The sequence below is a fragment of the Vibrio hyugaensis genome (assembly GCF_002906655.1).
GTDB lineage: Bacteria > Pseudomonadota > Gammaproteobacteria > Enterobacterales > Vibrionaceae > Vibrio > Vibrio hyugaensis.
The window spans coordinates 744106-762752 of sequence record NZ_CP025795.1 but is presented as its reverse complement, the minus strand read 5'-3'; the positions used below and the strand labels follow the sequence as shown (position 1 = coordinate 762752).

Sequence of the window (18647 nt, the reverse complement as noted above, 5' to 3'; positions counted from 1 at the left end):
TTCAATTTCCAATTCCAATATTGAAAGACTGGTAGTTATTATGGACCGTAAAAATCTAGCTAATGCTATTCGTGCACTAAGCATGGATGGTGTACAACAAGCAAACTCTGGCCACCCAGGCGCACCTATGGGTATGGCTGACATCGCTGAAGTACTTTGGCGCTCTCACCTGAACCACAACCCATCTAACCCAGAGTGGGCTGATCGTGACCGTTTCGTGCTATCTAACGGTCACGGCTCTATGCTGATCTACTCTCTACTGCACCTAGCAGGCTACGAGTTGTCTATCGATGATCTTAAGAACTTCCGTCAGCTTCACTCTAAAACTCCTGGTCACCCAGAGTACGGCTACGCACCAGGTATCGAAACAACGACTGGTCCTCTAGGTCAAGGCATCACTAACGCAGTTGGTATGGCGATGGCTGAGAAAGCGCTAGCGGCACAGTTTAATAAAGAAGGCCACGACATCGTTGATCACTTCACTTACGTGTTCATGGGCGACGGCTGTCTAATGGAAGGTATCTCGCATGAGGCATGTTCTCTTGCTGGTACGCTAGGCCTAGGTAAACTGATCGCATTCTGGGATGACAACGGCATCTCTATCGACGGTCACGTTGAAGGTTGGTTCTCTGACGACACGCCTAAGCGTTTTGAATCTTACGGCTGGCACGTTATCCCAGCAGTAGATGGTCACGATGCTGAAGCAATCAATGCTGCTATTGAAGCGGCAAAAGCAGATCCTCGCCCTACGCTGATCTGTACTAAAACCATCATCGGTTTTGGTTCACCAAATAAATCTGGTTCGCACGACTGTCATGGTGCACCACTAGGCGCTGAAGAAATTGCAGCGACACGTAAACAACTTGGTTGGGAGCACGGTCCTTTTGAAATTCCGTCGGAAGTCTACGCAGAGTGGGATGCGAAAGAAGCAGGCGCAGCTAAGGAAGCAGCGTGGAACGAGAAACTTTCTGCTTATGAAGCAGCATACCCCGAGTTGGCGGCTGAGTTTAAGAGACGAGTAAACGGCGACCTACCAGCTGAATGGGAAGAGAAAGCAAACGCAATCATTGCTGATCTTCAAGCTAATCCAGCGAACATCGCATCACGTAAAGCATCACAAAACGCACTAGAAGCGTTTGGTCAAATGCTTCCAGAATTCATGGGTGGCTCAGCTGACCTAGCGCCTTCTAACCTAACCATGTGGTCAGGTTCTAAATCTCTAGAAGCAAGCGACTTCTCTGGTAACTACATCCACTACGGTGTACGTGAATTCGGTATGACAGCGATCATGAACGGTATCGCACTACACGGCGGTTTTGTTCCTTACGGCGCGACGTTCCTAATGTTTATGGAATACGCTCGTAACGCAATGCGTATGGCTGCTCTGATGAAAATTCAGAACATCCAAGTTTACACGCACGACTCTATCGGTCTTGGCGAAGATGGTCCAACTCACCAACCAGTTGAGCAAATTGCATCTCTACGCCTAACGCCAAACATGAGCACATGGCGTCCATGTGACCAAGTTGAGTCTGCGGTAGCTTGGAAGCTTGCGATTGAACGTAAAGATGGTCCGTCGGCTCTTATTTTCTCTCGTCAAAACCTAGCGCAACAAGAGCGTACAGCTGAGCAAGTTGCAGATATCGCGAAAGGTGGTTACATCCTGAAAGACAGCGATGGCAAACCTGAGCTGATCCTTATTGCGACAGGTTCTGAAGTTGAACTAGCAGTGAAAGCAGCTGAGCAACTAACGGCTGAAGGTAAGAAAGTACGTGTTGTATCAATGCCTGCGACAGACACCTTCGACAAGCAAGACGCGGCTTACCGTGAATCAGTACTGCCATCAGACGTAACAGCACGTATCGCTATCGAAGCGGGCATTGCTGACTTCTGGTACAAGTACGTTGGCTTCGATGGTCGTATCATCGGTATGACAACCTTCGGTGAATCTGCACCAGCTGACCAACTGTTCGAAATGTTTGGCTTTACTGTAGAAAACGCAGTAAACACAGCAAAAGAACTGCTAGCTTAATCGCTTAGTATTATCAGTTTTCTCTATTGCGAATGTGAAAACTGAAAAGCCCCACTCTCTGCAGCGGGGCTTTATTTTATCTATCGATTATCGATAACGAATCCTAAAACATCTAATCCAAATTACTTCTCTTCAAACTGAATCGCAATTCGATAGAAGTCTTGTACTTGCTCTTTCAATTGTTGGCTGTTTTGCTCAACGGAGTGCGTCGCTGCTAAGTTCTGCTCTGCGGTAGAAGCAATCGAATGAATGTGCTGATTCACATCGCTAGATAACTGGAGCTGCTTATTCGCAGAATCAGCAACGTTGACCATTAATCCGCTCATGCTCTGCATCATTTGCTCAACTTCAGACAGGCGTAATGCGCTCTGTTCAGCGACCTGTGAGCACGTGTCCGTTTGATCTTTATTGGCGATAATGTCTTTTTGCCAGCTTTGAATCGTTGCCAGCATCGCTTCAATGGAAGCTTGAATTTGATCCGTCGCATTGGAAGTCCGTCCAGAAAGGGCTCTCACCTCGTCAGCAACGACGGCGAATCCACGTCCTTGCTCACCCGCTCTTGCAGCTTCAATGGCAGCATTCAACGCAAGTAAGTTAGTTTGGTCAGCAATTCCGCCGATCTCTTCCATCAATTGGCTTACCTTCTGAGCTTGGTCACTCAACTGATAAGTGGTCTCCGTGGCTTTTTCTGCTTGTAAGCTCAACTGTGACAAATTGGTATGAGTTTGGTCGATGGTTTCTTTCGCCATTAGACAAGACTTCAGTGTGTCATCGATCAATAGGTGCGCGTCATGGGTGCTCGATGACACTGAATTGGCAGACGCTTCCATCGAATCCGCCGCATCGCGAACTTCATGAATGTCTTTATTTTGCTGTGTCAATGCTGTGAGTACTTCCGCCGTCGTATGACTAAGCTCTTCTGCGCAATTTTGTAATGGCATTGCTGAATCGGTCATTCGACCAAGTACCGTACGAATACGAGCCGACAGCATTTTGATATGAAAATCAGCGATAGAAAACGGCTTATCACCTGAATACACCAAACGACTTACACTGTCGTATTGCAACCGAAGTTTCTTAAACTGTTGTGGCGTATCAATGAGTTCTTGACGGAAAAACAATGCCAGAACCCCAGCTGGCAGTAATGACGCCAGCCAAGCTAGAGGACCATCTAAGGCTAAAGCGAAGCTCGCCATTGGCGCAACAAGTGCACCTAGAAGGATGCCATAACGCAGTGTTTCATTGAGTTTTAACGACCAAGTTCTGCCAGACTTCTCTGCTTTCAACAGCCCCTGATAAGCTTTAGCCGCGATGTCAACCCATTCTCGCTTTGGCTTCACACGAACCGATTGGTAACCAACCACTTGATGGCCTTCGTAAATCGGCGTTACATAAGCATCCACCCAGTAATAACCTCCGGACTTAGTGCTATTTTTTACAATACCTCGCCAAGCTTTGCCTTGTTTCAAACGCACCCACATGTCACCGAACGCCGCTTTAGGCATATCACCATGGCGCACAATGTTGTGGTTTTGACCGAGTAATTCTTCCTGCGTGTATTCCGCAATACGGCAGAATGCATCATTACAGTAAGTGATTACTCCTTGCAGGTTGGTGGTAGAAACCAATTTATCGGTTTCTGAGAAGAGCGTTTCTTGAGCTTTGAGAGAAGATTTGGCTGACATAGATAGACTTCTATAATTATTATTAATTGCGACAGGATATATACACGATTGTTATTTTCATTACAAAATGCTAGATAAAAAATCTTACCAATGCGACATATCAGGCCTAAAAAACTTACTTAGATAACAATAATTAACCAGTAACTCTGAAGATTGTGAACTTCTAGACAAAAAAGACCCGGCCATAATGACCGGGCCTTATAAATTTCTATTAACGGTTACGCAGCTTGAGACTGAGTATCGTTATTCGCTTTAAGCACGAACATCACCATCACGAAAATAACGAACGGAAGCACATATAGGTTTAGATTTTGCCATCCCACCGCCGACTCCAACCAACCAGAAAGCAATGCGGTAATCGTAACGCAACTGAATACAAAGAACTCATTGAATGCCTGAGCTTTGCTTTTGTTCTTCGCCTCATAACTTTGGCTAAATAAGCTTGTTGCGGCGATAAACATAAAATTCCAGCCAACCCCAAGTAAAATCAACGCGATGCTGAAGTGCCAGATTGAAAGGCCATGCATGTTAATCGCAATACATGCAATAAACAAAACGCCACCAGCCAATATCAACTTCTTAGCACCAAACTTCTCAATCAAACTTCCAGTAAAGAAAGCCGGTACAAACATGCCTAATACGTGCCATTCAATAACACCTGCCGCTCTCGCGAAATCGAAACCACAACCAATCATCGCAAGTGGCGTTGCGGTCATTAAAATATTCATCACCGCATAAGCCACCATGGCAGCCATGACTGCAATCATAAAGTTTGGCTTACGAATGATGATACTCATCGGGTCGGGTTTAGTGTGAACTGATTGTGTGTGAGCAGGAGGAAAACGGATCGTTTGCAGCAATAAAAGCGCTGTCACATAGAGCACAATCAATACAGCAAAAGCAGTGATATAAAGGCCATCATCTGACCATTTTTGAGAATAAACCGCCAAGTTTGGTCCCAAGACCGCAGCAAATACCCCACCCGCCATAGAAATAGAAATAGCGCGGTGCCTTGCGGATTCATCACATACTTCAATGGCAGCGAACCGATATAAAGTGCCAAAACCGATGCCAATACCCAACAAAAAGGTAGCAGTACAAAAAAGAGTGAAGTTTTGTTGTGACAATGCGTAAGTGGCCAACGAAGCACCAAGAATACCAATGACATTACTGAGGCTAAAGCCCAATCGTCGTCCCAGTTTACCCATAATTAAAGAAGCGGGAATCGTTGCTGACATTAACCCTAAAAATTGCAACGCGACAGGTAGAGTAATCATGCTTGATGACGGGGCAATTTGTTTACCGATCAGGGCAATAACTGAAATCAGTAAGATGTTTCCTGTCATGAGCAAAGCTTGGCAAAGTGACAGTAACCAGACGTTTCTGTTCATCTCATTCCTTGAGTATTTCTAATCCATGCAAACACATTAGCGGATTTGGTCCATAAATACATGAGATAGTTGCAAACGTTGAAGCATAATGAACGCGCATTTATGACAACCAATAGCTCTAAGGCGCTCAGAAATGAAAAAAGCCAGCGGTTGCTGGCTTTTTTTAATATTGAATGCTTAATGCTTATTTAGCTTTAGCGCGACGTGCTTTGATTGAATCAGACAGCTGGCGTAGTACCGTTTCAGTATCTTCCCAACCAATACAAGCATCGGTAATAGATTGGCCGTAATTTGCGACTGTGCCATCCACAAGATCCTGACGACCTTCAACAAGGTGAGATTCAATCATGACACCAAAGATCGCATCTTCTCCACCAGCAATTTGCTCTGATACATCATCAGAAACTAGCATTTGACGTTTGAATTGCTTGGAGCTGTTCGCGTGGCTAAAGTCGATCATGACTTTCTTTGGTAGCTTGGCTGCATCCAATTCATCTTTAATTTGAGCTACGTGCGCGGCACTGTAGTTTGGCTCTTTACCACCACGAAGGATGATATGACAATCTGGATTGCCTGCTGTTTCTACAATTGCAGAGTGGCCGTATTTAGTAACAGATAAGAAGTGGTGAGAAGCGCTTGCTGAACGAATCGCATCACTCGCGATCTTGATGTTGCCATCTGTACCATTCTTAAAGCCAACAGGGCAAGAAAGACCTGAAGCAAGTTCGCGGTGAACCTGAGACTCTGTCGTTCGCGCACCAATCGCACCCCAGCTGATAAGATCCGCAACGTATTGTGGCGTGATCATATCTAGGAATTCGCTCGCCGTAGGTAGCCCCATATCTGTCAGGTCGAGCAAAAGCTTACGTCCGATACGCAAACCATCATTCAGCTTGAACGTATCATTTAAGTAAGGGTCGTTGATAAGCCCTTTCCAACCAACAGTCGTGCGGGGTTTTTCAAAGTAAACACGCATCACAATTTCTAGTTGGTCATTAAGTTCATCACGCAACACTTTTAGCTTTTTACCGTATTCTACGGCCGCTTCAGGATCATGAATTGAACAAGGGCCAACAATGACAAGTAGGCGGTCATCTTTACCTTCAAGAATGTTGTGAATGGCATTTCGACATTCAAAAGTAGTCGAAGAAGCAGTTTCAGTTGCCGGAAATTTTTCTAATACAGCGACAGGTGGCAATAGCTCTTTTACTTTATTAATTCTTACATCATCAGTTTGAAACATTACTTCTACTTCCTAGTTACTATCCCTGGCCCACTATTTATCCCCAACCTTGCTCAGTGCAACATCGTTCACAAAGCAAGCAATTTCAAGGGCTGTAGGCTCATTTCATTGTGTCATGGAAGTAACTTATCGGCTTACCAATAGACTTGCAATCACTTTTTCCAAATAAATGCAAATTAACAACTAACGTTCACTACAAAACACGGCGTACATTTAAGTTTACGAAAAAAGTTCAATAAAATTAGTTATTTTCTTAAAAAATTAAAAATCTTGTCTACAATGTAAGAAATATCAGAAGTTTGTGAGGGAGTTCGCGACTAAAAGTGTAGCAAGATCTAAGATATTGTTGCTTGATGTTAAATTAAATGACTATTAAACTAATTTCTTATAACTACCTAGTTTTACTCAAATTGTTAAAACAAAGTAGAAGTTAATATGCAATCAATACAAGGAAACATTATGAACAAAGTAGCAATTGCAGTAGCAGCAGTGGTAGCTGGTGGTTTAATGAGCTCTGCTCATGCTGAGATGTATATCGGGGGTAAAGTAGGTATGACTACGTTGGATGACGCTTGTTATCTAAACAGCCCTTGTGACGATGATGCCTTCGGTGCCGGAATGCACATCGGTTACGATTTTACCGATATCATTGCACTTGAGTATGGCGTTGATTACTTGGGTGACTACAAAGCTAACTTCAAGTCAGGGGCTAATACTGTAGATACTATCGATGGTGATCTATGGGCACTAACACTTGCACCTAAATTCAATTGGCATCTAAACGATACGTGGAACTTATTCGCGAAAATTGGTGGTGCTTACATGATTTCTGGTGACGAGAAAGACATCGTGCCTACAGGCTCACTTGGTGCTGAATACACCATCGATCGCAACTGGAGCGTTCGTGCGGAATACCAACGTTACCAAGACATCTCAGACGACGTTCTAGATGATATGGATGCCAACTTCTTCGGCATTGGCGTTAACTACAAATTCGCGGCAGCGCCTGTTGTAGCGGCAGTAGTAACAGAAGAGGTAATGGAAGAAGAACCAGTAATGATGACGAAGACGCACAAAGAAGAGTACGGTACAGGTACGTTTGAATTCGACAGTGCTAAGCTGACTGACTCAGTATCTGAGCGTCTAGACAACTTCGTTAACTTCTTGAATGAGTACCCACAGGCTCAAGTTGAAGTTACTGGTTACACAGATAGTTCTGGTCCAGCAGCTTACAACCAAAAACTGTCTGAGCGTCGTGCTCAATCTGTTGCTGATTACCTAATCGCAGCGGGTGTTGATGCAGATCGCTTCACAGTTAAAGGCATGGGTGAAGAAAACCCAGTAGCTGATAACAGCACTCACGAAGGCCGCGAGAAGAACCGCCGTGTTGAAGTTATTGTACCTGAGTTCCAATACGAAGAACTTGTACAACCAGAATAAGAGTTCCTACTCTAACCTTTAGTCTAAGGGGTGCTTCGGCATCCCTTTTTATTTGCTTCGATTCCTCGCTTTATCCGTTTCATGTTAACGACACTAATCAGGCACCACATAGCTCTCTAGCCTTAACCATTTCCACAACTTAACGCTTAGCTCTTATCCAAGCGACACACTCAAACCATTTTAACACTCTCTTCTTGAACAGCCTTGCCGACTAAATAACTCAAGACCTAAACAACCCTCAACACTCTTTATCTCTCACGTCTATTCCCAGCGAACTTATACTGTCAAGATGGCCTAGAGCTTTCTTTTAGATACTCTTCTTTTAGGTTCTATTGACCTTTCGAACTAATTTTTGCAGAGAATGGTTGGCTGTTTATACAAGACAGAGGCTTCTTATGTAGCTAACCTACATAAGAAGTCGACAACGCAGTAGAAATACCGCCGCACCGAAGATCGGTGCGGTTAGTCAGTAGTTAGAAGAAGGGTTTTACACAGAGAACAATGAGCCTAAGTAATGGTCAGCTAATAGTGCAACGAACAGAGCAAGCAAATGGTAGATAGAGAATTTAAAGGTTCCCATTGCACTGCTTGGTTCAGGAGAAAACTTCAGCTTCCATGCATGGTACATAAAACCAGCATTGAGCAACAAAGAAGAAAACAAATAGACAGAGCCAACCATCCCCACTAACACAGGAAAAATACAAACCAACGTTAGTAGAATCGTATAAAGAAGAATCGATGTTTTGGTGTATTCAATACCATGAGTGACAGGCAACATCGGGATATCCACTTTTCGATAATCTTCTACCCGATGTATTGCCAATGCCCAAAAATGAGGTGGAGTCCATATAAAAATGATCATCACAAGCAGCCACGCATTGGCATGTAATTCGCCAGTAACCGCTGTCCACCCTAACAAAGGCGGCATTGCGCCCGCAATCCCCGCAATCACTATGTTCTGTGGAGTAGCGCGTTTGAGATACATGGTGTAAACCACCGCATAACCCAACAAACTTAAAAACGTCATCCAAGCAGTGAGCGGATTAACCAACGCATATAAGAGCACGAAACCAATCATCCCCAAAGCGGTAGCAAACATAGCGACTGGCAAAGGGTGAGTGTCGCCAGAGGGCAAAGGGCGCTTATGAGTTCGAGCCATGCGCGCATCAATACGTCGATCAATGAGATGATTAAATGCCGCTGCAGATCCTGCCATCAAACCAATACCCATCAACCCAAAGACCGCTTGGATCCATGGAAAATTAACCACCGGCGCGAGGATCATGCCGACTATCGCAGTGATCAACATTAGTGCGACTACCTTAGGTTTAGTAAGCTTTAGGTAGGTTGAACCAATCTTCTTACCACTTTCTAGAGGTAATGTGATTTCTTTACTCATAGCGAACTCCTTTCGCTTGATGACTCCAACGAGATTTCCCTTGCCATAGGTAGAACTGACTGACACAAATAAGCGTTAACATGATGGCTGCGCCTAAGTTATGCGCAACGGCCACATAAATAGGAAATTGGAACACAACATTGCTTACACCTAATAGGATTTGGCAAACCAAAGCTAAGCCAATCCAAACACCCAAGCGCTGAGAATGATGTGAATCCTGCTTTAATAGCAAGATGCAATAAACCAGCACAACACTTGCCGTTATAATAGCCCCAATACGATGACTGACATGTATGGTCATCCTTGCTGGGTAATCCAACACACCAAACTCATAATTATCAAAACCTGATTGCCAGAATGAAAAAGCCTCTTTCCATGAGAGATAGCGCGTCCATTCCCCTTCACAAATTGGTAAGGCGGTACACATCAGAGCGGCATAATTAGATGATGTCCACCCCCCGAGTAATACCTGTGCGAGTACGACACCGAACGCAATAAGAGAAAACGTTCGGACGGTTTTAGAAGAAGGGGAAAAATAAAGACTCCTACGAGACTGCAGCTGGCAGTAAAACAGAGCTTGTAGTGCCAACAGAGTGAAACCGCCGAGCAAGTGAAGCATCACGATCACTGGCATAAGCTTTAATGTCACAGTCCACATTCCGAGTGCCGCCTGCCCTATCACTAATAAACAGAGTAACAAAGGAATGGTTGCATTCACTCTATCTGTTCTCACTGCTGCAATTGCCATTATAAGAATAACGATACCTAGTGAGCCTGCGAAGTAACGATGAATCATCTCCAACCATGCTTTATCCTGTTCGACGGCTCGTTCAGGGAATAAGGCATTGGCTTTGGTTACATCGGCTTCCGATTGCGGGACTAAAAGCTGACCGTAGCACCCCGGCCAATCAGGGCAGCCGAGCCCCGCGTCCGCTAAACGCGTGTATGCACCAAGCATGATGACGAGTAGTGTTAGACCAATGCTGAACTTAACCAAACGGTTTAAAAGCATAGGGACTCTCCTTATCCGACTCGAGATAATTTCAGAAGCTTACGCAGATCGGCCAACATATCCTTGCTTAATTGAGCCAAATCCTCATTTTCACTCGGCGTATAGGACATCACCAATTGGCCAAGAGGATCAACAATCAGCACCTGCCCTGCCTCCACGGTTTTGGCCAAAGATTCATTCATCTGCATAACCAACATCGAGCCATTAAAGGGGGTAGCGTCGCCTGTTGTCCACACAACCGGCACTACACGTTCCTGATATTTCCCCAATGCAATGTGGGACTGCTGCATCAAATGCAACTGCTGCTGACATTGAGCTTCACAAGCCGAAGGCAATACATATGCCAACTGCCACCCTTTCTCTGTTAGAGGAGAAGATTGCCCTAATTGTGTTAGCGATGTGTACGGTTCAACCAATTTCCCCCGGTTGGTCACGCCAGATTCATACCAGCCCTGGCTTAAAATCAATTTTGCGATAACCGCAGGAAGAGCAAATATGCAAATAAGCGAAATCAAAACGACTCGCCCTCTCGTTACAGCTGTCGTCATACGTCACCTCCATGTGATGTGCTCCGTAACCATCGAACAAAAATAAGAACAGTGATGAGCAAAAACACTCCCGCCATTGCAAACCATTGAAAGGAGTAACCAAAATGCTTAGCACTGGTTAATGGCAAAGGATTCCATGGGAAAGAATACGGCCATCGGACTAAATTGTTTGGCTGTACGACGGTCGGCATTAATTCGACATTGAGTAACTGGCTCAGTTGATTGATGTTGAGGTTTTGTACTCGCATCGGGTTTCCCATTTCCGCCATCAAATCAGTGCTCAATGGGTTAGAAGATTTACGATATAGACGACCAGTGATGACTTGCGGTGATACCAATGATTCTACTTGAGGAAGTTCCGAACGCGTTTGCCCTCCCCTTACAAAGCCAAGCTCCAATAAGGTTAAGGTGGTCGGTTCTTGGCTCATACTGACTATTTGAAAAGCTAAATAACCAACCTTGCCGTCGTGGGTTTGGTTGTCTAACAAGATGAGAGGTAATGGCTCTGGTGTAACCTCTGCTTCTACTTTTATTCCAATGACACTTTCTTCTCGCCAATCGTTTTTCTCAAGAACCGCGTTGATATGCTGATAAGGCGCATCGGCCCGCGCAGTAATCGTTTGCTCCAACCAACGCTTCTCGTTGCCACGCTCAAGTTGCCAAAAGCCCAGTTTGACCAATAGAGAAAACACAGCCACAGTTAAAAAGACAGCAACCCAAACCCATTTCGATGATATCGACGACCAAACCGGAGGCGCCATGTCCACCGTATTTCTGTTTAAGTTAACGCTTGTCCTTTTGCTGCTTTTCATCATCTTTAACCTCGCAAAAGCGCTTATCGAAATGGTTCGCGAAGACCCAGAGGATTCATCGAAGAAAGGCAAACCAATGAGCCACTATCTCGGTCGTCGTGTCATGTTTTCTGCGTTAGTCGTGATACTCCTTCTGATTGCTCTAGGGGCAGGATGGATCGCCCCTAATCCTCGTCCTTACTAGTTTTACAGGACATAAACGAAAACAAATAAACACAGCCAAACCACATCTACAAAGTGCCAATACCAGCTGCCCGCTTGGAACGCAAAATGGTTTCTAGGTGAAAAATGGTCTTTGGCGATGCGAAACAGCAGCACAATAAGGAAAATGGTACCAAGACAAACGTGCAAACCATGAAAGCCTGTGAGCATAAAGAAGGTATTGCCATAAACGCCCGATTGTAGTGTCAGACCAATATCTTGATAGGCATGGGCATACTCAACCGCTTGGTAATAGAGGAAGAAACCCGCTAAGACGATGGTGATCTCCAACCAGACAATGAGCGCCGTTCGTTTATCTTGTTCTAAGCTGATGTGTGCCATATGTAACGTAATCGAAGACAATAGCAGCAGAATCGTGTTAGTTAATGGAATGCCTTGCCACGGCATTGCTTGGGTCGTATCACCACCCGGCGTGGTAGTGAGCGGCCATATCGCCTCAAAAGCTGGCCACAGCACTTCGTGAGTCATTGCATTGTTATCTGCGCCACCCAGCCAAGGTACGGAAATCATCCTTGCGTAGAATAGAGCGCCGAAGAAAGCCCCAAAGAACATAACTTCAGAAAAGATAAACCAGCTCATCCCCTGTCGAAATGAACGTGTAATCTGAGCGCTGTATTTCCCGGACAATGACTCTGTGATGACATTGCTGAACCACCCTGCCAGCATATAAAGTAGGAAAAGCATGCCGACAGCAAGAATGATTCCACCTACGGTGCCAACATCACTTTCACTTTGCGTTCCCTGCACTGTCATTCCGGCACCGACTGCAACGAGGAAAAGGGCGAATGCTCCTACGATTGGCCAACTGCTTTGAGCTGGAACATAATAGGTGTCAGGCTTGTTACTCATGAGTTCTCTCCTTACAGACGCGCTTTGGTTTGAGGCGTTAAGGTCTGTTTCTCACTCCCCGAGAGGCTAGCTGTCGAAGACTCGCCTGATTGAGGAGGAAATTTGTAGAGTGTGTAAGACAAGGTCAATGTATGAATTGAATCCGGCACGTCCAGCTCAATGTAGAAAATCAAAGGCATACTCGCTTGTTGCTTACCTTCCAATGGTTGTTGATTAAAGCAAAAACACTCGATCTTATTGAAGTAAGCCGCACCAGTACCCGGCGATACGGAGGGCACAGCTTGTCCTACTAAATCTTCACCGCTTTGATTAAAAGCAAGATATTCAGTTTGAATCACTTCGCCAGGATGAACATCCATGGATACGACTTTTGGTTTGAATTCCCAAGGCATGTCTGGGCTGACGTGCGCCATAAACTCCACACGGATCGTTCTGCTGATATCCGCTTGCATTCCTGTTGGCTGAATCGCTGCTACTTCACTGGTTTTACCGTTAATGCCCAGTGCATCGCACATGATGTCGTAGAGTGGTACTAGGGCAAAACCGAAGCCGAACATCATTGCTGTCGCTAACAGCAACTTGATAGTGAGTTTCTTATTGGATGACTTACCTTGCATCTCGCTCACCTCACCCTTCTCTTAATCGACTTTTGGCGGTGTTGTGAACGTGTGGTGTGGAGCTGGACTTGGCACTGTCCACTCTAGACCTTCCGCCCTCTCCCATGGCTTGGCTGGTGCTTTTTCACCGCCACGGATGCATTTAATTACTAGCCACAGGAAGATCAGTTGGGAGAGACCAAAGGCAAAACCACCTATCGATACGATTTGGTTTATGTCAGCAAACTGGATGGCGTAATCGGGAATACGTCGTGGCATCCCAGCTAAGCCCAAGAAATGCATCGGGAAGAACAGTACGTTAACCGAAATAATTGAACACCAGAAATGCCACAGACTCAGCTTGTGGTCATACATATTGCCTGTCCACTTAGGGAGCCAGTAATACGCCGCCGCCATAATCGAGAACACCGCTCCGGATACCAAGACATAATGGAAGTGTGCGACAACAAAGTAAGTGTCATGGTATTGGAAGTCCGCAGGCACAATTGCCAACATCAAGCCTGAGAAACCACCTATCGTAAACAGCACGATAAAGGCAATAGCAAACAGCATGGGCGTCTCAAACGTCATTGATCCCCGCCACATGGTCGCCACCCAGTTAAATACTTTCACCCCGGTTGGCACCGCAATTAACATGGTGCAGTACATAAAGAAGAGTTCCGCGAATACCGGCATCCCCGTGGTAAACATATGGTGCGCCCACACTAGGAAAGAAAGCAATGCGATACTACAGGTCGCGTAAACCATCGAATGGTAACCGAACAACTTCTTGCCACTAAACGCCGGAATGATTGCTGAGACAATACCAAACGAAGGCAATATCATGATGTACACCTCTGGGTGACCGAAGAACCAGAAAATGTGTTGGAACATCACCGGGTCACCGCCACCAGCGGCATCAAAGAAGCTGGTACCGAAGTATTTGTCGGTCAAAACCATGGTCACCGCACCGGCTAGTACGGGCATCACCGCGATCAACAAGAACGCAGTGATTAACCAAGTCCAAACAAACATTGGCAGCTTGAACCAAGTCATACCCGGTGCTCGCATGTTCACAATGGTCACGATGACATTGATGGCCCCCATGATGGAACTGATACCCATGATATGGACTGAGAAAACAAACAACGCCGTACTGTCAGGGCCGTAGGTTGTAGAAAGTGGAGCGTAGAAAGTCCATCCAAAATCAGGACCACCACCCGGTAAGAACAAAGAGCCGATCAAAATAAGGAAAGCAAAAGGCAAGATCCAAAAACTCAAGTTGTTCATTCGTGGTAACGCCATATCCGGTGCGCCAATCATCATTGGAATCATCCAGTTAGCTAAGCCTGTAAACGCAGGCATGACGGCACCAAATACCATCACCAAACCATGCACGGTCGTCATTTGGTTGAAGAACTGAGGATCAACCAATTGCAAACCCGGTTGGAATAACTCAGCGCGAATGATCATCGCCATCGCGCCGCCCGTGAGGAACATGGCAAAGCTAAACCACAAATACAGCGTACCGATGTCTTTATGACTGGTGGAATAAAGCCAACGTGCTAGCCCTCTCGGTGCATGATGGTCGTGGTCGTCTTCAATCGCAATGGTGGTGTTTGCGGTAGTTTGCGCTTCTGCAGGAGCAGACTTCACCGCTTTTTCAATTGGCTTACTCATATTTCCTCCTTAGCACTTTCTTGTGCCTTAAAGGCGTTAACATCGGATGCTTGAACGGCATCGCCGGTGTCATTTCCCCAAGCATTGCGTTGATAGGTGATAACCGCAGCGATCTCTTGATCGCTAAGTTGGTTAGCAAAAGCTTGCATTGCGGTACCCGCTCGTCCGTTCACTAGTACGTCAATGTGAGCAATGATCGGACCTTTGGCGATCTCGCTGCCTTTAATCGCAGGGAACGCGCCCGGAATGCCTTCACCATTCGCTTGGTGACACACGGCACAGCGCGCGGTGTAAATGGACTCACCTTGTCCCATCAAGTCTTCTATTGAAACGTCTTGCGTCAATGCCTCTTGCGCAGCTGCTTTCTGCAGAGCAATTTCTTGTTTCTTGTCTGTCATCCACTGATCGAAATCATCTTCCGCCATCGCGTGTACGACAACTGGCATAAACCCATGTGCTCGACCACAAAGTTCTGCGCACTGACCACGATAAACACCCGGCTCATCAATCTTGGTCCACGCTTCATTGATAAAGCCGGGTATGGTGTCTTTCTTCACCGCAAAGTCTGGCACCCACCATGAGTGAATGACATCATCAGACGTCATTAAGAAACGAACTTTTCGGTTGATAGGCAGCACAAGCGGGTTATCCACTTCAAGTAAGTAGTGCGCCCCTTTCGCTTCGATGCCATCAATTTCTTTCTGACTGGTGGCAAGAAGGCTGAAGAATTCGACGTCCTCGCCAAAGTAGCTGTAGTGCCACTTCCATTGTGAGCCGGTGATCTTAATAGTGAGGTCAGATTGGCTGGTGTCTTCCATGGCCACCAACGTTTTGGTCGCCGGAATCGCCATAGCAATGAGTATAATGACGGGGATGATGGTCCAGATAATCTCCACTTTGGTGCTTTCATGGAAATTCGCCGCAACTGCCCCTTTTGACTTGCGGTGTCGGAAGATGGAATAGAACATCACACCAAACACCACGAAGGCGATGGCACAACAAATATAGAAGATCAGCATATGTAATTCATACACTTGCTCACTGATCCCTGTAACACCTCTCGTCATGTTGTAATCGTTTTGCTCTGACCAACTGTACGAAGAAAATGTGATAAAAATCACATTCGTTAATAAGGCTAGAGTAGTCGCTAATCTTTTCAAAAGATCTCTCCTCTGCTCAGCCGCTGCGCTTGCGCGAGCTTCCTTGTTTCCCGATGCAAATATCGAACAAATTTACAAAAAATCACAAAAACTACGATTTCAATGCACTTTGTTATATTTATGTTAAAAGGCTAGTTATAGTTCAATAGTTCTTCAAGAAATAAAATGTGAATAAATTCTGTACAGAGAGAAAAATAAATTCGGTTTATCGATTGCTCTCTTTGAAATGTAATTGAGAACCATTTACATTGATAAAAAGAAAACATTGGGACACTTTCCTGATAAAAGTGTCTAAACAAGTAGGCTCCCCCTGCTAAGGAAAGATGAATATGACAACACAAATTACTCAATGGCTAGCACGAGATCCTGATCCAAAAACTCGTAAAGAGCTTCAGCACCTAGTCGATGCGAATAACGAACAAGAATTGACAGATCGATTTAGCTCACGCTTAGCATTTGGTACCGCAGGTCTACGCGGTAAAGTTGGTGCAGGTCCAAATCGCATGAACCGTTTAGTGATTCAAGAAACGGCAACGGGTCTAGGTCACTACCTGATTGAACAGGTTAAAGACGCATCGTCTCGAGGCGTTGTTATTGGCTACGACGGTCGCCCTGATTCTAAACAGTTCGCACACGATACTGCTTCCGTACTTACTGCTTTGGGCATCAAGGTTTACCTGACCTATAAAGTAGCGGCGACACCAATTGTTGCTTTTGGCGTTCGTGAATTAAATGCAGCTGCGGCTGTTGTTGTCACAGCGAGCCACAACCCACCGGAATACAACGGCTTTAAGGTGTACTGGGAAAATGGCGCACAAATCATTCCACCGCACGATTCAGGTATTGCTGCAAAAATCGATGAAGCAACAACAAAACCGCTTCCTCTGATATCTCTGGACGATGCGAAGCAAAAAAGCTTATTGGTTTGGCTCGAAGACGAGTACTACCAAACATACCGCAAAACAATGAACGACAATGCCCTGCTAACACCGGACAGCAACACAGATATCTCGATTGTTTATACAGCAATGCACGGTGTCGGTGCGGACATGGCAGAAACGTTGCTCGCAGACGCTGGCTTTAAAAAAGTGGCAAGCGTTCCAGAGCAGCGCGAACCGGACGGCACGTTCCCTACCGTAAACTTCCCGAACCCTGAAGAAGCAGGCGCAATGGACATGGTGATGGCGCTAGGTAAATCTGTCGATGCTGACATTGCTTGCGCGAACGATCCTGATGCAGACCGTTTTGCGGTGGCTGTAAAACGTCCAGATGGCGAATACCAGATGCTAACGGGTGACCAAGTGGGTTCATTGTTTGGTGATTACTTACTGCAAGCTCAACCAAACGCACTCGTTGGTAATACCATTGTGTCTTCTCGCCTATTGAGCAGCATTGCTAAAGCACACGGCGCAGAATACTACCAAACGTTAACTGGTTTTAAATGGCTAACCAATGTAGCAATGACACAAGAGACGGAAGCGAACCCATTCCTATTCGCTTACGAAGAAGCACTAGGCTACACCGTAGGTAATAAGGTATGGGATAAAGATGGTTTGTCAGCACTGGTCGCTTTCTCTCAATTGACAGGTAAATTGAAAGCGCAAGGCAAAACGCTGTGGGATAAGTTAGAAGAGCTATACCGCCAACACGGTTTCTACTTCAACGCGCAACGCAGTATTGCCCTTGACCCTAAATCACCACCTATCGGTGACAAGCTTCGTGCAAATCCACCGAAAGAGATTGCGGGTAAACGTATCGAAGTGATCGAAGATCTTAAGTCGTCACTTCGCTTTGTGACCGATGGCCCAACAGAAGCGATTAACTTACCAGCAAGTGACGTATTGGTTTACCACCTAGAAGATAAGTCACGTGTGATTGTTCGTCCTTCAGGTACTGAGCCTAAGTTGAAGTGTTACTACGAAGTGATCAGTGACTTCCCTGCAGAGATGAATTACGCGCAAGCTAACCAAGCGGCAGAGGCGAAGATGAATGCCCTGATTGAAGCGCATCAACAAAGCTTGTAATGCAATTTTGAAGCATCGGTTTTGTAAGAACGGCAAATAGCGAAAGAGGCGCATCGAGCGCCTCTTTTTCCGTTCTATTGACTACGTGTCAAACAATCTGTTTTTGCAGGAAGTGCTTATCGATGCCTGCTGCTGGGTAACCTGAATACTGTCCTACTTTTTCAAATCCCAATTTCAAGTAAAAATCGAGCGCTTGGAAGCTATAAGTATCAAGGTACAAATGCGTTACCCCATGTAGCTTTACTTGCTCTTCCAGTAGACCAATAAGCTTGCTTCCTAATCCAGAAGTACGTGCCTCTGCATCAACCCAAAGGTATTCAACAAACACAGTATTGTTGAACATTTCCCCCGTGAGTCCACCGACAACATTGCCTCCATCATCGCGAGCAAAACAGCCAATGGCATTAACCTCGCCTTCTGGTAGATGCATACGGTTATAAGCCTTAATGCCATCACGGATAAAGTCTAAATCGTTTTGCTCTGGGTTTAGTTTAAACTCAAGTTTCATTACTGCCACTCCTTGGAAATCGGCCCATCCTAATGCAAAAAAGCCA

16 protein-coding genes are annotated in these 18647 nt (G+C 45.6%); 4 read left to right on the top strand and 12 right to left on the bottom strand.

The window, feature by feature from the left end; genetic code table 11:
• The first annotated feature begins 40 nt into the window (after nucleotides 1-40).
• Nucleotides 41-2032, top strand: a complete 1992-nt coding sequence (tkt, locus tag C1S74_RS20660) for a transketolase (protein ID WP_045397499.1) — start codon at nucleotides 41-43, stop codon at nucleotides 2030-2032.
• A gap of 122 nt (nucleotides 2033-2154) precedes the next feature.
• Here the strand turns inward: tkt and C1S74_RS20655 are convergent, their stop codons facing one another.
• From C1S74_RS20655 to aroG, 3 genes are all read right to left on the bottom strand, one after another.
• Nucleotides 2155-3717 carry a methyl-accepting chemotaxis protein gene (locus C1S74_RS20655; protein ID WP_045397497.1) on the bottom strand — a complete coding sequence of 521 codons (1563 nt, stop codon included), beginning with the start codon at nucleotides 3715-3717 and terminating at the stop codon, nucleotides 2155-2157.
• A 218-nt stretch (nucleotides 3718-3935) separates the two neighbouring features.
• On the bottom strand, nucleotides 3936-5108 hold the full coding sequence (locus C1S74_RS20650) for an MFS transporter (RefSeq protein ID WP_045397494.1): 1173 nt from the start codon (nucleotides 5106-5108) through the stop codon (nucleotides 3936-3938).
• A gap of 184 nt (nucleotides 5109-5292) precedes the next feature.
• Entirely contained in the window at nucleotides 5293-6351 is a 1059-nt protein-coding gene (gene aroG / locus C1S74_RS20645) for a 3-deoxy-7-phosphoheptulonate synthase AroG (RefSeq protein ID WP_045397492.1), read from the bottom strand.
• Nucleotides 6352-6810: 459 nt separating this feature from the next.
• Between aroG and C1S74_RS20640 the strand changes: the two genes are divergently transcribed.
• Complete coding sequence (locus tag C1S74_RS20640; RefSeq protein WP_045397490.1) at nucleotides 6811-7791, top strand: OmpA family protein; 981 nt, start codon at nucleotides 6811-6813, stop codon at nucleotides 7789-7791.
• A gap of 487 nt (nucleotides 7792-8278) precedes the next feature.
• Here C1S74_RS20640 and cyoE read toward each other — a convergent pair whose 3' ends face one another.
• From cyoE to C1S74_RS20620, 4 genes are read right to left on the bottom strand one after another with little or no spacing between them, the layout of a single operon-like run.
• Nucleotides 8279-9190: a heme o synthase gene (gene cyoE / locus C1S74_RS20635; RefSeq protein ID WP_045397488.1), complete on the bottom strand. Its 912-nt coding sequence runs from the start codon at nucleotides 9188-9190 to the stop codon at nucleotides 8279-8281.
• Entirely contained in the window at nucleotides 9183-10202 is a 1020-nt protein-coding gene (locus C1S74_RS20630) for a COX15/CtaA family protein (protein WP_045397486.1), read from the bottom strand. Before C1S74_RS20630 ends, cyoE begins: the two co-directional genes overlap by 8 nt.
• An 11-nt stretch (nucleotides 10203-10213) precedes the next feature.
• Nucleotides 10214-10750 carry a hypothetical protein gene (locus C1S74_RS20625; protein ID WP_045397484.1) on the bottom strand — a complete coding sequence of 179 codons (537 nt, stop codon included), beginning with the start codon at nucleotides 10748-10750 and terminating at the stop codon, nucleotides 10214-10216.
• The gene (locus C1S74_RS20620; RefSeq protein WP_045397481.1) at nucleotides 10747-11511 is read right to left on the bottom strand and encodes an SURF1 family protein; all 765 of its coding nucleotides are present in this window, start codon (nucleotides 11509-11511) and stop codon (nucleotides 10747-10749) included. The genes C1S74_RS20625 and C1S74_RS20620 overlap by 4 nt, the downstream gene beginning before the upstream one ends.
• Here C1S74_RS20620 and C1S74_RS20615 point away from each other — a divergent pair.
• A complete protein-coding gene (locus C1S74_RS20615; protein ID WP_005425979.1) occupies nucleotides 11510-11746 on the top strand; it encodes a DUF2909 family protein in 237 nt (78 codons plus the stop codon). The two genes, C1S74_RS20620 and C1S74_RS20615, sit on opposite strands and share 2 nt — an antisense overlap.
• A 2-nt stretch (nucleotides 11747-11748) precedes the next feature.
• Here the strand turns inward: C1S74_RS20615 and C1S74_RS20610 are convergent, their stop codons facing one another.
• Genes C1S74_RS20610 through coxB form a run of 4 tightly spaced genes read right to left on the bottom strand, consistent with a single transcriptional unit; the run spans nucleotide 11749 to nucleotide 16069 of the window.
• Nucleotides 11749-12633, bottom strand: coding sequence for a cytochrome c oxidase subunit 3 (locus tag C1S74_RS20610; protein WP_045397479.1), 885 nt, complete (start codon nucleotides 12631-12633; stop codon nucleotides 11749-11751).
• A gap of 11 nt (nucleotides 12634-12644) precedes the next feature.
• Nucleotides 12645-13250: a cytochrome c oxidase assembly protein gene (locus C1S74_RS20605; protein ID WP_045397476.1), complete on the bottom strand. Its 606-nt coding sequence runs from the start codon at nucleotides 13248-13250 to the stop codon at nucleotides 12645-12647.
• A 21-nt stretch (nucleotides 13251-13271) separates the two neighbouring features.
• A complete protein-coding gene (ctaD, locus tag C1S74_RS20600; RefSeq protein WP_045397474.1) occupies nucleotides 13272-14909 on the bottom strand; it encodes a cytochrome c oxidase subunit I in 1638 nt (545 codons plus the stop codon).
• A complete protein-coding gene (gene coxB, locus C1S74_RS20595) occupies nucleotides 14906-16069 on the bottom strand; it encodes a cytochrome c oxidase subunit II (RefSeq protein WP_045397471.1) in 1164 nt (387 codons plus the stop codon). The genes ctaD and coxB overlap by 4 nt, the downstream gene beginning before the upstream one ends.
• A 329-nt stretch (nucleotides 16070-16398) precedes the next feature.
• Between coxB and C1S74_RS20590 the strand changes: the two genes are divergently transcribed.
• Entirely contained in the window at nucleotides 16399-18093 is a 1695-nt protein-coding gene (locus C1S74_RS20590) for a phospho-sugar mutase (protein WP_045397468.1), read from the top strand.
• An 88-nt stretch (nucleotides 18094-18181) separates the two neighbouring features.
• On the opposite strand, the gene C1S74_RS20585 is transcribed toward C1S74_RS20590, so the two are convergent.
• Entirely contained in the window at nucleotides 18182-18601 is a 420-nt protein-coding gene (locus tag C1S74_RS20585; protein WP_045397466.1) for a GNAT family N-acetyltransferase, read from the bottom strand.
• Between the last annotated feature and the right edge of the window lie 46 nt (nucleotides 18602-18647).

What these genes read in the sequence shown, in the direction of transcription:
- tkt (WP_045397499.1), top strand. Translation starts at nt 41, where the DNA reads ATGGACCGTAAAAATCTAGCTAATGCTATTCGTGCACTAAGCATGGAT.
- C1S74_RS20655 (WP_045397497.1), bottom strand. Translation starts at nt 3,717, where the DNA reads ATGTCAGCCAAATCTTCTCTCAAAGCTCAAGAAACGCTCTTCTCAGAA.
- C1S74_RS20650 (WP_045397494.1), bottom strand. Translation starts at nt 5,108, where the DNA reads ATGAACAGAAACGTCTGGTTACTGTCACTTTGCCAAGCTTTGCTCATG.
- aroG (WP_045397492.1), bottom strand. Translation starts at nt 6,351, where the DNA reads ATGTTTCAAACTGATGATGTAAGAATTAATAAAGTAAAAGAGCTATTG.
- C1S74_RS20640 (WP_045397490.1), top strand. Translation starts at nt 6,811, where the DNA reads ATGAACAAAGTAGCAATTGCAGTAGCAGCAGTGGTAGCTGGTGGTTTA.
- cyoE (WP_045397488.1), bottom strand. Translation starts at nt 9,190, where the DNA reads ATGAGTAAAGAAATCACATTACCTCTAGAAAGTGGTAAGAAGATTGGT.
- C1S74_RS20630 (WP_045397486.1), bottom strand. Translation starts at nt 10,202, where the DNA reads ATGCTTTTAAACCGTTTGGTTAAGTTCAGCATTGGTCTAACACTACTC.
- C1S74_RS20625 (WP_045397484.1), bottom strand. Translation starts at nt 10,750, where the DNA reads ATGACGACAGCTGTAACGAGAGGGCGAGTCGTTTTGATTTCGCTTATT.
- C1S74_RS20615 (WP_005425979.1), top strand. Translation starts at nt 11,510, where the DNA reads ATGTCCACCGTATTTCTGTTTAAGTTAACGCTTGTCCTTTTGCTGCTT.
- C1S74_RS20620 (WP_045397481.1), bottom strand. Translation starts at nt 11,511, where the DNA reads ATGGCGCCTCCGGTTTGGTCGTCGATATCATCGAAATGGGTTTGGGTT.
- C1S74_RS20610 (WP_045397479.1), bottom strand. Translation starts at nt 12,633, where the DNA reads ATGAGTAACAAGCCTGACACCTATTATGTTCCAGCTCAAAGCAGTTGG.
- C1S74_RS20605 (WP_045397476.1), bottom strand. Translation starts at nt 13,250, where the DNA reads ATGCAAGGTAAGTCATCCAATAAGAAACTCACTATCAAGTTGCTGTTA.
- ctaD (WP_045397474.1), bottom strand. Translation starts at nt 14,909, where the DNA reads ATGAGTAAGCCAATTGAAAAAGCGGTGAAGTCTGCTCCTGCAGAAGCG.
- C1S74_RS20590 (WP_045397468.1), top strand. Translation starts at nt 16,399, where the DNA reads ATGACAACACAAATTACTCAATGGCTAGCACGAGATCCTGATCCAAAA.
- C1S74_RS20585 (WP_045397466.1), bottom strand. Translation starts at nt 18,601, where the DNA reads ATGAAACTTGAGTTTAAACTAAACCCAGAGCAAAACGATTTAGACTTT.